The organism is Ohtaekwangia sp. (assembly GCF_036786105.1).
Lineage (GTDB): Bacteria > Bacteroidota > Bacteroidia > Cytophagales > Cyclobacteriaceae > Ohtaekwangia.
This window is the reverse complement of record NZ_DAIQRQ010000080.1, coordinates 4,794-18,881: the sequence shown is the minus strand read 5'-3', so window position 1 is coordinate 18,881 and position 14,088 is coordinate 4,794. Positions and strand designations below refer to the sequence as shown.

Annotated in this window: 12 protein-coding genes; 5 read left to right on the top strand and 7 right to left on the bottom strand. The window is 44.9% G+C overall.

The genetic code is table 11. From position 1 onward, the window contains the following. On the bottom strand, positions 1 to 1,239 hold the full coding sequence (locus V7Q33_RS21335) for an ABC transporter permease (protein ID WP_331975713.1): 1,239 nt from the start codon (positions 1,237 to 1,239) through the stop codon (positions 1 to 3). Between the two features lie 167 nt (positions 1,240 to 1,406). Here V7Q33_RS21335 and V7Q33_RS21330 point away from each other — a divergent pair, with 167 nt between their 5' ends. Then, positions 1,407 to 2,666: an asparagine synthetase B gene (locus V7Q33_RS21330; RefSeq protein ID WP_331975715.1), complete on the top strand. Its 1,260-nt coding sequence runs from the start codon at positions 1,407 to 1,409 to the stop codon at positions 2,664 to 2,666. 133 nt (positions 2,667 to 2,799) lie between these two features. Here the strand turns inward: V7Q33_RS21330 and V7Q33_RS21325 are convergent, their stop codons facing one another. Further along, positions 2,800 to 3,513: a hypothetical protein gene (locus V7Q33_RS21325; protein WP_331975717.1), complete on the bottom strand. Its 714-nt coding sequence runs from the start codon at positions 3,511 to 3,513 to the stop codon at positions 2,800 to 2,802. Between the two features lie 323 nt (positions 3,514 to 3,836). Here V7Q33_RS21325 and V7Q33_RS21320 point away from each other — a divergent pair, with 323 nt between their 5' ends. From V7Q33_RS21320 to V7Q33_RS21310, 3 genes are all read left to right on the top strand, one after another. Next, a complete protein-coding gene (locus tag V7Q33_RS21320) occupies positions 3,837 to 4,115 on the top strand; it encodes a co-chaperone GroES (protein WP_331966841.1) in 279 nt (92 codons plus the stop codon). A 28-nt stretch (positions 4,116 to 4,143) separates the two neighbouring features. After that, the gene (gene groL / locus V7Q33_RS21315; protein ID WP_331975719.1) at positions 4,144 to 5,772 is read left to right on the top strand and encodes a chaperonin GroEL; all 1,629 of its coding nucleotides are present in this window, start codon (positions 4,144 to 4,146) and stop codon (positions 5,770 to 5,772) included. 604 nt (positions 5,773 to 6,376) lie between these two features. Beyond that, on the top strand, positions 6,377 to 6,778 hold the full coding sequence (locus V7Q33_RS21310) for a response regulator (protein WP_331975721.1): 402 nt from the start codon (positions 6,377 to 6,379) through the stop codon (positions 6,776 to 6,778). On the opposite strand, the gene V7Q33_RS21305 is transcribed toward V7Q33_RS21310, so the two are convergent. Beyond that, on the bottom strand, positions 6,775 to 10,446 hold the full coding sequence (locus V7Q33_RS21305) for a chemotaxis protein CheB (RefSeq protein ID WP_333821202.1): 3,672 nt from the start codon (positions 10,444 to 10,446) through the stop codon (positions 6,775 to 6,777). The genes V7Q33_RS21310 and V7Q33_RS21305 overlap by 4 nt on opposite strands. A 76-nt stretch (positions 10,447 to 10,522) precedes the next feature. Here V7Q33_RS21305 and V7Q33_RS21300 point away from each other — a divergent pair, with 76 nt between their 5' ends. Continuing rightward, a complete protein-coding gene (locus tag V7Q33_RS21300) occupies positions 10,523 to 10,924 on the top strand; it encodes a response regulator (protein ID WP_331980350.1) in 402 nt (133 codons plus the stop codon). Positions 10,925 to 10,940: 16 nt separating this feature from the next. Here V7Q33_RS21300 and V7Q33_RS21295 read toward each other — a convergent pair whose 3' ends face one another. The 4 genes from V7Q33_RS21295 to V7Q33_RS21280 all read right to left on the bottom strand — a co-directional run. After that, positions 10,941 to 11,435, bottom strand: a complete 495-nt coding sequence (locus tag V7Q33_RS21295) for a DUF6691 family protein (RefSeq protein ID WP_331980348.1) — start codon at positions 11,433 to 11,435, stop codon at positions 10,941 to 10,943. A 9-nt stretch (positions 11,436 to 11,444) separates the two neighbouring features. Further along, complete coding sequence (locus V7Q33_RS21290; protein WP_333821201.1) at positions 11,445 to 12,017, bottom strand: YeeE/YedE family protein; 573 nt, start codon at positions 12,015 to 12,017, stop codon at positions 11,445 to 11,447. A 14-nt stretch (positions 12,018 to 12,031) separates the two neighbouring features. Beyond that, positions 12,032 to 13,441 carry an MBL fold metallo-hydrolase gene (locus V7Q33_RS21285; RefSeq protein ID WP_331980354.1) on the bottom strand — a complete coding sequence of 470 codons (1,410 nt, stop codon included), beginning with the start codon at positions 13,439 to 13,441 and terminating at the stop codon, positions 12,032 to 12,034. 464 nt (positions 13,442 to 13,905) lie between these two features. Then, positions 13,906 to 14,088 (bottom strand): heavy-metal-associated domain-containing protein (locus tag V7Q33_RS21280; protein WP_333821200.1); only part of this gene is annotated, 183 nt, incomplete at its 5' end.

Here is a 14,088-nt window from a genome sequence, read left to right as displayed (position 1 = left end):
TTATTCAAATCGCAGCGACTCGATCGGATCAAGTTTCGATGCTTTATGTGCGGGATAGTATCCTGAGATCAATCCTACGATTATACAGATAATCATTCCCACAATCATCCAAAGCCAGGGCACTACAAATGCATCTATACCCATGGCGCGCGACATCAAATTACCGATAACAATACCGAGTATAACACCGGCTATACCTCCGAGTAAACAGACTACGATGGCTTCGATCACAAATTGTTGACGTATTCGCAGCGGTGTAGCTCCCAATGCTTTGCGTACACCTACTTCGCGGGTGCGTTCAGTAACAGAAACAAGCATGATGTTCATTAATGCTATAGATGCACCCAGCAGTGTAATAAATCCCACGCTGAATCCACCGATGCGCAGACCACTGGTAATGGAAGCCATGTTCTCGGCAAGTGTTTCGCTCTTCTCCAATTCAAACGAGTTGGGTTCCCCTATTCTATCGTGACGGATAGTGCGCATAAGTCCTGTGGCCTCACCCATTGCATACTCCAGCTGGGTAGGATCATTTATACCGATGGTTAACTCGTATCTCAAACCTTTGCCTTTTGAGAGCTGGTTAGCTTTCAAAATTGGAATCAACACCATATTGTCGTAGTTATCTTCTGAGAGCTGGCCCTTCTCTTTCAGAAAACCGATTACACGGAATTGTGCTCCAAGGAACGTTACTTCCGAACCAATCACTTTTTTATCTTTTTCTTCGTACAGCGCCTTGTATACTTTATAACCGAGTATCGCTACAGGCGAGCCATGTTCAATTTCAAGACGAGAGAAATTTCGTCCTTCCTGCATCTCGAGTGCTTTGATAGCTGCGTATTCTTCATTGCTTCCTTTGATAAGAACGTTGGGGTTGGTCTTCTCCGAGGCATGTTTCACTTCGGCAATACTAGTGAGGTTGGCCGAAAGACTTTTGGTAGCAGGCACTTTGTATTGGCTGATGAACGCCTGCGCCTCTGTTAATCTGATCTGTGGATATACTTTTTCGGTAACACCTTTGTTGTTAGAGTCCCGGTTGGTTTTCGATCGCACATCAAATGTATTGACACCCAGCGAGGAGAGACTTTCATTCACGGACTGCTCGATACCATCAATCGCAGTGAGGATACCCACGAGTGACGTTATACCAATGGCAACAATCAGGGACGTAAGGATCGAGCGCAGCAAGTTGGCCTTTACCGAGCGAAGACCTTCCTTTATGTTTTCTACAATATCCATGTCTGCTAAATACGTTAGGAGCTGTATATACGTTGGTTAACAGCCTCAAATGTTACAAAAACCGGCAACTAATTTTTCAAGGCAGAGGTTAACCGATCAAATAAGTGTGTGAGTATCGTGAATGTTGAATGAGTGTTGTAAATTTATACTGATTAACGGGTACGTGTATGAAGAAATGTGTGATTTTACTGGCGATCCTGCTGATCGGTAAAGCATCGATGGCCAATTCTATTTTTATCCCGATGGATAACAAGCAGGCCAATCACCTGAAGGCTTACGGCATTGCTTACTGGATACTGAAAAGTGAGATGGAAGTAGACTGGCTGCTGAACTACCGTGGAGGCAGCTTTATGTGCCAGTATCATCCGGCTATACAAAATGAACTGGTGGTGCGCGGAGTGAGTTTTGAGATCATCTCCGATGCGCAGGCGAACCAGATCATCAACGAGATTGCCAGTCCGGCACTCAACTACGATATTATGAAGCTGGAGAAATATCCGCGCATTGCGGTATATTCTCCCAAGAGTAAACAACCCTGGGACGATGCCGTAACGCTGGTACTCACCTATGCTGAAATTCCCTACGATGTGATATTTGATGACGAGGTCATGAACGGCGTACTGCCCAAGTACGACTGGCTGCATCTCCACCACGAGGATTTCACAGGTCAGTATGGAAAATTCTATAGCCAGTTCAGCAATTACCCCTGGTATGTGGAGCAGCAGAAAGAAGCAGAAGACCTGGCCCGCAAGCATGGCTTCCATAAAGTGTCGCAATTGAAGCTGGCAGTGTCTAAAAAGATAAAAGAGTTTGTGAGCGGTGGCGGCTTTCTCTTTGCCATGTGCTCGGCTACTGACAGCTATGATATTGCGCTGGCTGCCGATGGTGTGGATATCTGCGATCACATGTATGATGGCGACCCGGCCGACCCACAGGCACAACAAAAGCTCAACTACGACAACACGCTTGCTTTTACCAATTTCCGGTTGGAGCGTAACCCGCTGCAGTACGAGTTCTCTGACATTGACAATCAACCCAACGAGCGTGGATTACGGCAGGATAATGACTACTTCTCCATCTTCGAGTTTTCGGCCAAATGGGATCCGATTCCTACCATGCTGACTCAAAATCATACACAGGTGGTCAAAGGTTTTTTCGGACAAACGACAGGTTTTAAGAAAAACCTGATCAAGCCGGATGTACTCATCATGGGCGAGAACAAAGAGATCAAGGAAGCGAAATATATACATGGCATCCTCGGCAAAGGCTTCTGGACATTCTATGGAGGCCACGACCCCGAAGACTATCAGCACCAGGTAGGCGAAGAACCCACCGACCTTAATCAACACCCCAACTCTCCCGGCTACCGCCTCATCCTGAACAATGTGCTTTTCCCTGCTGCAAAGAAGAAGAAACAGAAAACGTAGAAAGTGTTGAAGTTTGCTGCTTCAACGTTTCAGGTTTTGAAAAAACTGTGGACAATTTACGATTGCGCAGGCACTGCGCACATCGCAGCTTTTTACTTAAGCACTTAAACACATCAACACTTAAACACTTTTTTTACGCCTTCGAAATATGCTTTACAAACAAGCGCTTTGCCACCGGCATAAGTGTTTCTGAAAATGGAAACTTCATTTTGGAAAGGATGAGGTAAGTGGCTGGGTTGGGCATGTCTGTAAATCGTTTGATGAGGTCGAGCTTGAGTCGCTCGTATGTATACAGCGGACGCTTCTCTACGCGCTCTACAAACTCGGTGTTCAGGCTGCGCAGCTGCTCCTGACTTCCCTCGAATATACTTACCTGGTAACGGTATATATTGGTCTCCTTTTCGGGTGGCACGGTTACAAACAGGTAGCCTTCACTGGCATAGAGAGGCGTTACTCCTATTGGCGATATTTCGCACTGCGATTCTACATGTTCATAGATAACCGATCCCTCCTGTAAGGAATCTTTAATGCGAGGCAAAGCAAAGTCGATGATCGCTTCCAGTTCGCTCATCACAACATCATCTTCCACAAGCTGGCGATAAGTAAGCTCCAGTTTCTTAAATTCTTCAAGGGAGATTTCCTTGGGAAATGACTCGCGGATCAGGGCTTTGTTTTCTTTTACTGCCACCAGGTTCCGGTAATGAAAAACAAGGTCGGCCATAAATGGATACAACTCCACTTTATCAAATGATTTCTGTACGGTTTGGAGATACGCAAGCAACACATACTTCTTATACTCAAAGTCGATCATGCCCTGCGTCAGCCAATCTTTTGACAATTTTTCCATATCTGCACTTTTTTGACAAGTAAAATTTAACGATTCCTTTCGAAGCAGTCAAAATGAATAAGATGAAAAAGTTGCAACAGGTAAGTAAGATTCAAAGAGAAAGTTTAAAATTCAATGTTCAAGATTCCAGGCCTGGGTTATACAAACCTGCCATCTTGCCATTGCACACGATCTAAATTCATGCCATCCGGGGTATAAATCGGGTGTCAAAGCTGACAGTAATTGGAAAAATTGTCCGTTATTCGCGTCTCTTTCCGCCCTGGCACAATAGCTGATAAGCGGTGAACGTCAAATTTGTTAAACCTTAAAAATCCATTACGTATATGGCAAAAGTCAACTTTAAACCAAACGAGGACAGGGTACTAGTTGAACCCGCCGAAGCTGAAACAAAGACAGCATCCGGAATCATTATTCCTGACACAGCGAAGGAAAAACCACAGAAAGGTACCATCATCGCTGTAGGTGAAGGACTGAAAGACAAGCCTGTAACTGTAAAAGTTGGGGACACTGTACTCTATGGAAAGTATGCTGGTACGGAAATCAACATCGATGGCAAGGAATACCTCATCATGCGTAACTCTGACATCTTTGGAATCATTTAATTAATCAATTCAAAATCATCAAGAAATTATGGCTAAAGAAATAACCTTCGATACGTCAGCCCGCGACAGAATTAAAAAGGGTGTTGACAAATTAGCAGATGCCGTTAAAGTTACCCTCGGTCCTAAAGGTCGTAACGTAATTCTCGATAAGAAATTCGGCGCTCCTACTGTTACAAAAGATGGTGTATCTGTAGCAAAAGAAATCGAACTGAAAGATCCGATCGAAAACATGGGTGCTCAGTTAGTGAAAGAAGTTGCTTCTAAAACTGCTGATGCTGCCGGTGACGGTACTACTACCGCTACTGTTCTTGCACAGGCGATCTATGCACACGGTATCAAGAACGTGGCAGCGGGCGCAAACCCAATGGATCTGAAACGCGGTATCGACAAAGCTGTTGATGCTGTTGTGGATAGTCTGAAATCACAATCCAAGAATATTAAAGATTCAAGCGAGATCGCACAGGTTGCTACCATCTCTGCCAACAACGATGTTGAAATTGGCAAGATGATCGCCGATGCGATGGATAAAGTGGGTAAAGACGGTGTAATCACTGTTGAAGAAGCAAAAGGAACAGAAACTGAAGTGAAGACTGTGGAAGGTATGCAGTTCGATCGCGGTTATCTCTCTCCTTACTTCGTAACCAACACAGAGAAGATGGAAGCAGAACTTGATTCTCCTTTCATTCTGATCTACGACAAGAAAATCAGCAGCATGAAAGAATTGCTTCCTATCCTGGAGCAGTCTGCACAAACTGGCAAACCGCTGGTGATCATTGCTGAAGAAGTAGAAGGCGAAGCATTGGCAACACTCGTGGTAAACAAGATCCGCGGTGCACTGCGCGTAGCAGCTGTTAAAGCTCCTGGCTTTGGCGACAGAAGAAAAGCAATGCTTGAAGATATCGCGATCCTTACCGGTGGCCGCGTAATCTCTGAAGAGCAAGGTTACAAACTCGAAGCGGCTACACTCGACATGTTGGGCCGTGCTGAGAAAGTAAATATCGATAAAGACAATACTACAATCGTAAATGGCGCTGGTAAGAAGAATGATATCCAGGGTCGTGTAAATCAGATCAAAGCTCAGATCGAGACTACTACATCTGACTACGATAAAGAAAAACTGCAAGAGCGTCTTGCTAAACTTTCAGGCGGTGTAGCCATCCTTTACATCGGTGCTGCAACTGAAGTTGAAATGAAAGAGAAGAAAGATCGCGTTGACGATGCTCTTCACGCAACACGCGCTGCGGTTCAGGAAGGTATCATCCCTGGTGGTGGTACAGCATACATCCGCGCTACTGAAGCGTTGAAGAACGTGAAAGTTGATAATGACGATCAGGCAACGGGTGTTAACATTATCCGTCTTGCACTCGAAGCTCCTCTCCGCACAATCTCTGAAAATGCTGGTCAGGAAGGTTCTGTAATTGTGAACAAAGTTCGTGAAGGCAAAGGTGACTTCGGTTACAATGCCCGCGATAACAAGTTCGAAACATTCTTCAATGCAGGTATCATCGATCCTACAAAAGTAGCTCGTCTTGCACTTGAAAACGCAGCTTCTATCGCAGGTCTTCTGTTAACTACTGAAGCAGTAGTATCAGAGATCCCTGAAGAAAAAGAAGCACCTGCTATGCCACACGGTGGCGGCATGGGCGGCATGATGTAATTCGGTACTTTCAGATTTACATAATCAGGAAGCTTCATCGTTATGGTGAAGCTTCTTTTTTTGTAGCGGAGAGCCACTAGCTGCCGGATGGAGTGCGATCGGGAGTGAGTGTGTTTTTGACTTCATCATTCGTTGATCGATATTCCTTGTTCATTATTCCTATTATTGAGTATTCAATTCCATTTAATACAAAAGCATTACCCTTGCATTACTGGCGCGGCTCATAGCGGAGAGCTCGCAGCTAATCTATGGTAAATCTTACAGCGAAAACAGCTCCCAATCCTTACCAATCTTACTGCCGGGTCGTGGTCTGTTACGAAATTGATGTATAACACAGGCTCGTCTTTGAAATTTTAAAACGATAACCAAGACCCCGGGAATCCCTATATTAACAGACATGTACTGCCACGTTTATCCGAAATGCTCGTTAAAACATGAATTTACCGGTGTGAAGAAGAGTTGCTTTCAGATTCATAAAATCGCTTGAACAGGCACCAATCTTACACTTACGAAACCAGAGACATCGGTGTGGCATGCTTCAAAAACAAGGTAATCCCAGTATTTCGTATAAATTTGGACGTCTAAATTCCGAACAACCCTGTCTATGAGCAAACGTATTCCGAATATCTGGATAATCGATGATGATCCCATGTCATCTTTTATGCTCAAACGACTGGCGGAATTAGGAGAACTTGCCGATATCATTACAATTTATAACAGCGCCCGTGCTGCTCTTGATTACCTGCAAGCCAACCCCAAAGCTCATAATCAATTGCCGGACGTAATCCTGTTGGACATCTACATGCCGGTAGTAAACGGGTGGGATTTCCTTACCAGGTTTCGTGAACTGAAGCAAGAGCTTAGCAAACACATTGACATTATGCTGGTAAGCTCTTCCGATCATCCGCGCGATATAAATCAGGCCAAGACGTTCGAGGAAGTTATGGCATACGTTACCAAGCCGGTTTCCCTGGAGCGACTCAAAGAACTACTGCTGCGAAACTAATTGTTTGTAATCTGCTGATGGTCTATATTCTGTTTGACCATACTTACGCCATTTACCGGAAGGTATACCGAGAACACCGCGCCTTTATCCAGTTCTCCACGCCCATCAATCATGCCACCGTGTATCTCTACGATCTTCTTCGCGATTGATAACCCTATACCGGTGCCCTCATAGTTTCTGCCGTGCAGACGCTGAAATATACCGAAGATCTTTTCCTTGTACTCGTTCTCGAAGCCTATACCATTGTCCTGGACTTTTATACATACAAAATCTTTTGAATTGATATTAAACTGCTGCGCCATCTCCTGCGTTATCGGCTGCTCTTCGATGATCACGTGTGGCACTTCCTTATTGGAGAACTTCAGTGCGTTGGCAATCAGGTTCTGAAAGAGTTGGCGCATTTGTCCTGGCACAGCATGCACCACCGGAAGTTTACCAATCGTAATCGTGGCATTCTTTTCCATGATGGCTATATCTAGGTCATCGCAGATGCGCCTGACGATCCGGCTGAGATCAGTCTTCTCTTTATTGAGCTCGCTGTTGGACAGTTTGGAAAGTGTAAGCACATCTTCAATAAGGGTTTGCATGCGACCTGACGATGAAACGATCTTGTTGAGATAGCTTTGTTCACCATCGGTAAGTTTATCCTGTATCTTCGATTGCAGTATATTTCCGAATGCCTGAATCTTGCGCAAAGGCTCTTTTAAATCGTGCGATGCTACCGATGCAAATTGCAACAGATCAAAATTAGATCGCTCCAGTTGCGCATTCGATTCAACAAGCTTTTGTGACGTACGTTGCAGGTCGGCATAACTCTTCTCAATAAGATCAGCTGCTTTTTTCTTGTCGGTTATATCGACAAACGTAGCTACCAGGCCATCCAGCATTTTAGCCGCAATCACATCGTACCAACGATCTTCTTCTTCCCGATAAAATTCAAACTGCTTTGCTTCTCCCCGTTCAACCACTTCGGTAAATACCTTCATATAATGTTCCTGAGGTCCGGGGAAAAACGCCTTTATACTCTTGCCTATCAAATTTTTATTTTTCCAACCCAGCATTTTCCGGGCAGAATCATTGATAGCAAGGTATATCAGATCAGTAACGTGTTCTGCATGATCGCGAACAGCCTGTAAGGCTATAATGCCACTGGTAGAGCTATAAAATATACCTTCAATAATACTGGAAAGTCTTTTCGATTCAGTAATATCAATGAAGTTGATAACAACGCCATCCGCCTCTTTCGTATGCTTTATATAGGGAGCGATGCGCATGGAATAATAAACTGCATTGTCAAGCACCACTTCCTGCTCCATTGATTTGCCCGTCTTCAATACATGGACAATAAACTTTGCCAGGTCGGTATCTTTCAAATTGGTAGTGATATCCATGATCGAACGACCGATATCGGTCTCGATGAGATTTACAATGCGTTTAACGGCAGGCGTAAATCTGCGCACCTGCATATTCTTGTCGATCAGGATTTGTCCGATCTCTGAATTTGTAAAGTAATTATTCAAATCGTCATTCAGCTCAAGCAGTTCCTTTATCCGAAGCTGATGCTCACCACTTACAGTATGCAGCTCTTCGTTGAGCGATTGCAATTCTTCGTTCGTACTTTGCAGCTCTTCGTTGGTAGAAATCAACTCTTCGTTGCTGGATTGCAGTTCTTCATTTGTAGTTTCGGATTCTTCCAGAATGGCTTGCAGGTTTTCCCGTGTTTCTTTCAATTCGCGCTCCAACTCCTGAATGCGATCTTCTCCTATACCCGAAGTCTCTTCACTCGTGGTTATCACTTTACCTTCCAGGTCTTCTTCTTCTAATATTACACACAGGAAAGAATGTTCCGGCTGCTGGAAGAATGGCTTGACCGTAATATGTACATATTGAGGCTCCGGCCCATTCGGTATCAAAATGTGTTTCATTACCGCCCGCTCATTCTGAGCAATCGCCTTTCGCACACATATACTTAACATGGCCGACAGTTGTGGCTTTACCAGCTTGAGCAGGTTGAAATTGAAATTATCTTCCGGAAACATCAGGAAGTATTTGAAGTTTCCGGTAGCCTGCTTGATCATGCAATCCTTGTCGATAAGTATACCGGCAATTTTTCGGTTCTCCATCAGAGTTTCCCGGAAAGTCTCTGCCATCAGGGAGGCTCCGTTTCGTGTATGAGCATGAGGTTGCGCTACATACATACGTCTCTCCAGCGGAGCCAGTATAGATTCCTGATCAGCGGAACGCGACTTGGCAATGCATTTATATATTTTCCATTTTCGGCTCACCTCCTGCGTTACATCCCTGAGCATACCTATATTTTCGCTGGGGCCCAGCATAAGGAATGAATTTACATTCAGGGCAAAATGAAACCTCCGGAGCGCCTTCATCTGCAATTCCTGGTTTAGGTATATAAACATGTTCCGGCAGGTAATCAGATCAAGCTTGCTAAAGGGAGGATCGCGCAGCACATCGTGATTGGCAAACACTGCGATCTTGCGCAGTTCCTGCGACACGCGGTATGTATTTCCTTCGTTCACGAAATACTTTTGCAAATACATTTCAGGAATATCGTTGACAAGCGACACACTATATATACCACGCGAGGCAATTTCAAGTGCTTCGTTATCTATGTCCGTTGCAAATACTTTCAGGTTAAAGTGCATGTCCAGCTTTTCCTGCTGCTCCAGCAGTAACATAGCCACCGTATAGGCTTCTTCACCACTGCTGCAAGCTGCCACCCATACCTTCACTACATCGCCCGCACGCTTGTTGGCAAACAACGCAGGCAATGCCTGGGTACGCAGCGTTTCAAAAGCTTCCGGATCGCGAAAGAAGCGTGTTACGTTGATCAGAAATTCTTTGCACAGTATCTCGAGCTCCGGTTCATTCTGCTGCAGGTATTCTTTATATTCTCTCAGATCTTTTATGTCCAGCTCCGTCATGCGCTTGGCCAGTCGTCTGAACAACGTAGCACGTTTATAGTTAATAAAATCATGCTGCGTAGCAGTACGCAACATTTCGAGTATCTCTTTTAAAATATACTCTTCGCGCGTTGTTAGTGCCGAAAACGATCGTACCAGTGGTATCTCTTTCAAAAACTCCAATAGTTCATTACCGATCATTTCCGGTGGCAACACCATATCTACCAGACCTGTGGCAATAGCACTGTTGGGCATACCATCAAACGCCGCACTCTGCGGATCCTGCACAATTACAACACCACCATTGTTCTTGATCGCTTCTATACCACGCGATCCATCGGTACCCGTTCCGGAAAGTATAATTCCAATGGCATCTTTACCCTTCTCATACGCCAGCGATTCAAAGAAGGTATCAATTGCATAATTAGGAGAAGACTTCTCTTTCTTATCCTCCAGGTGAAGTTTGCCATTCTTTATTGTCATGAGCGATTTACGAGGAAGCAGGTATATACAATTCGGCAATACCTCCATTCCTTCCTCCGCTTCAAATACCTGCATGGTAGTGTGCTTGGATAGCAACTCCAGCATCAGACTTTTATAATCTGGCGACAGGTGTTGGATGATGATGAAAGAGAAACCGGTGTGTTGATTAATATTATCAAAGAGATCATGAATGGCTTCCATCCCACCGGCAGAAGCGCCAATTCCTACTATGTAATTCTTTGAATTTCGGGCGACCGTTGCCATGCGCGAAAAATGTCTGAACTAATTTTTTACTATTTGCGGGATAAATTAATGTGCCTATCTTTAATCAATGAACACAATGAACATCCTGCTGGTGGAAGATGATCCTGATGACGTTGAACTCCTGCTGGAGGCGTTGCACGACAACAATGTAGAGTTCAGGATGGAATCCATAAAGGAGGGCGATAAGGTGTTGCCATACCTCGAATTGTGTAAAATATTACCCGATATTATCATTCTTGATCTGAATCTCCCAAAAATGCACGGACGTGAGGTACTTATTTCCCTAAAAACGTCCCGCTTCAGCATTATTCCCGTTGTTATACTCACTACCTCTTCATCCAGAGACGATATTGACTTTTGCCTTAAATCTGGTGCTGATAAGTATATCAGCAAGCCGTCTACCTTGGATGGATTTAACAGAACGGTTTCAATGATCGCTGAGATTGCTGCACCACAGGCTGAAAGAAACCTGAAATAATTTTCTTGTTATTGTTTTAATGTGGCAGCTTCTCACGAATGCGGCCGTATACCCAGGTGCCTGCCAGGGCACTAAGCAATGTTATCGTTACTACGCTGGCCCCTGCCCCAATCTGCACATAAAGAGGTCCTGGACACGCACCGGTTAATGCCCAGCCGAATCCAAAGAGGAGGCCTCCATAAATATTGCCCTTATGAAATTTCTTAACAGGATATACAATCGCCTGTCCATCGAGAGTCTTTACGTGAAAGCGCTTCAGAATCTGGATGGATAGTATACCGGTAACAACAGCCGAACCGATAACACCATACATGTGAAACGACTGAAAGCGAAACATTTCCTGAATACGAAACCACGAAATTACTTCTGACTTTACAAGTAATATACCGAAAAATATACCAGCTGCCACAAAGCGTATATAATATCGCCATGAGTATTGCTGCTCTGGCCGTGTAGAAGCATTTGTGATGCGTATTTTTCCATCCTGATATGCTGATGTCTCCCGGTTCATATCGCTATACTATAATTGAAGTATATAGGGAAGAATAAAATTCGCTACGAGTATGCCACCAGCCATAAAACACAGCGTGGCTACCAGCGATGGCCACTGTAAATTGGATAAACCGGTAATGGCATGGCCGGAGGTGCATCCATCGGCATAGCGTGTGCCAAAGCCTACCAGGAATCCACCCACCACCATGAGTATAAATCCCTTGCGTGTGATCAGATTGTGCCATGTGAAAAGATCGCGCGGCACTATGCCAAATGTATCGCTTACGCCATAGGTTGCAAGTTCCGATTGCAAGGCTTCATTGATCTTTACAGGCTCGTGCGAGTCAAATAAACCAGCAGCCAGTATACCCCCGAGCACAATGCCGGCAATAAAAAAAAGATTCCAGAGCTCCTGCCGCCAGTTATACCGAAAAAACGGTATGTTTCCGGGAAAGCATACTGCACAGATATGACGAAGCGTAGAGGATATACCAAATGACCTGTTACCCAGCAATAACAAAAGCGGTACGATGAGGCCGATAAGCGGCCCTGCTATATACCACGGCCATGGCTTCGACAGCGTATGTAACAGATCGTGCATGGTATGTATATAGATTATTTATTGGAAGTACATACAAAATCCGTTTTGGGAATATTGGTGGCAGCAATCGCCTTGAAACCACCGGCAACCTCAATAAGGTTATTCCATCCACGGGCTTTCAGAATAGAAGCAGCGATCATGGAACGATAACCGCTTGCACAATGAATATATACTTCACCTTCTTTGGGTATCTCGGCCAGATGCTCGTTGAGAAAATCGAGCGGTGTATTGACAGCACCTTCCACATGCTCGGCCTGGTATTCGCCGGGCTTGCGAACATCTGCAACGATCAGCTTGCCCTGGTGGAAACGTTTTGCAAATTCATCTGCCGTAATCGTATCAATTGTCTCCACATCTTTACCCGCCTGCAGCCACGCCTTGAATCCACCCTTCAGGTAACCAAGTGTATTGTCGTAACCAACACGGGCGAGGCGTGTAACGATCTCTTCCTCGCGCCCTTCATCCGCCACCAGCAAGATGGGGTGTGTTACCCCGGGAATCAATGCGCCCACCCAGGGAGCAAAGCTTCCATCTATACCTATATTGATAGCGTTGGGTATAAATCCTTTTGCAAAAATCTGCGCTGCGCGCGTATCGAGTACCAGTGCTCCGGTTTCGTTGGCAGCTGTATCAAATTCCTCCGGACTGAGTGCCTGTGTGCCTTTGCTCAGCACGGCATCTATACTCTCATATCCTTCTTTATTCATTTTTACATTCTCAGGAAAATAAGCAGGTGGTGGCAACAAGCCATCCGTAACCTCGGTTATAAATTCTTCGCGTGTCATGTCGGCACGCAATGCATAGTTCCGTATGCGTTGATTTCCCAATGTATCAACTGTTTCCTTCATCATGCTTTTACCACAGGCAGAGCCTGCACCATGAGCCGGGTATACAATAATATCGTCTGCCAGTGGCATAATCTTGCTGCGAAGTGAATCATAAAGCAAGCCGGCCAATTCTTCCTGAGTAAGATGCGCTGCTTTCTGTGCCAGATCGGGCCGGCCAACATCACCGAGGAACAAGGTATCACCACTAAAGATTGCATAATCTTTTCCGGTTTCATCTTTCAACAAGTATGTGGTAGACTCCAACGTGTGCCCCGGGGTATGCAATACTTTGATGGTGAGCTTTCCTACTGTTAATTCCTCACCATCTGTTGCTATATGAGCTTCAAATTTCGGCTTGGCCTGCGGGCCATACACAATCGTTGCTCCTGTTTTTGCCGCCAGGTCAAGATGCCCCGATACAAAGTCGGCATGAAAGTGTGTTTCAAGCACATACTTGATGCGGGCATTATCTTTCCGGGCCTTCTCCAGGTAAGGAGTAACTTCACGCAGGGGATCAATGATCACCGCTTCTCCTGCTGATACAATATAATAGGCGCCCTGTGCCAGGCATCCGGTATAAATTTGTTCAACTTTCATCATCTCACAATATTCACTTTATAGTGCCAAAGATAGGCATAAGTTGATAATCACGTCATCCGTTATTCGTGAATAGTTCTTCGTACACCCGCTTTCATACAGGCCGTAACCATTATGAGAATGGAAAAATTTCCTTTGTTGCTATAAGATTTTTCAGTATAAATCTGCGGTGTTCTCCACCCGTAATTAGCAGCATGCCCCCAAATAGTGTATCGGTAGCCCCACGGTTCAATGGTCACTACATAAATGCGTTTCAACCCGGCCAGCCGCAGCTCCTGATTCGCATGCTATCGCGAAGAAGTATCTGTTAAAGAATAATCAACCGAAAAAATGAAACGCTTCGACCATCAGCTAGACAAACAACAAAACAATAAAGCCTGTAGCGATACAGGCTTTGTTGTATGCACATTATAGGACCAGGTTGCTGATTTTGTTCTTTAGCGCAGGACAACGGCCAGTCAGAATCAACCTAATGGTTCTGCTTTATACCCGGCCTTCTCCAATGCATCTTTCACTGCTTTTTCTGATGCTTCTCCGTGTACAGTAAGTACTCTTTGTGGGTTTTTCAAATCCACCTGCCAGTTACCTTCGCCGGCACTCTCATTCAAATAAGGCGTTACTTTAGCTACACATGCATCGCACTTGAT